The 555-nt window shown below is 52.8% G+C and carries 1 pseudogene; it reads left to right on the top strand.

Annotation, left to right across the window (positions count from 1 at the left end):
- A pseudogene (locus P5683_RS25650) lies at positions 1 to 502 on the top strand (transposase); the annotation flags it as partial.
- Positions 503 to 555 lie beyond the last annotated feature (53 nt).

The following is a 555-nucleotide window of genomic DNA, read 5'->3' as shown; positions in this document are numbered from 1 at the left end:
CCATGGATTCCGTTCTCAAAGCTGCGTCCTAACCACCTTGACTAATGCTATATTTCCTGACGTGGAGGTGGCTTATCTGACCGCTGACCGGGAATTTGTGGGGCGAGATTGGCTCTCGTATCTTCTCATCGACCCCGAGGTTCCTTTCCGCCTACGCATCCGCCACAGCGAGCTGATTAGTCCTAAGTTAGGAGGAACTCGGCGTAGCGGCGAACGAATGTTTGATTCTCTGCGACCCGGAGAATTTCGCCAGCTTTCGGGTCGCCGTTGGGTTTGGGGACGGCAGGTTTACGTCATTGGCTCTCGTCTGGCTGATTCGGGGGAGTTGTTGATTCTCATCACTAACGCTTGCCCCGAAACGGCCCTCCCCGACTATGCTCGGCGTTGGGGTATTGAAAACCTCTTCGGAGCCTTGAAGACTCGGGGCTTCTGTCTCGAATCGACTCACTTTAAGGACCCTGAGCGCTTGAGCCGTTTATTGGCTTTGCTTAGCCTGGCTTTTATATCAAGTTCGCTTAATCGGTTATAATATCAGTGACCAATGCCAAACTTGCG

The sequence above is a fragment of the Limnospira sp. PMC 1279.21 genome (genome assembly GCF_032349615.1).
GTDB lineage: Bacteria > Cyanobacteriota > Cyanobacteriia > Cyanobacteriales > Microcoleaceae > Limnospira > Limnospira fusiformis.
The sequence above is the reverse complement of the archived record's forward strand: the minus strand, read 5'-3'. Positions and strand labels throughout refer to the sequence as shown.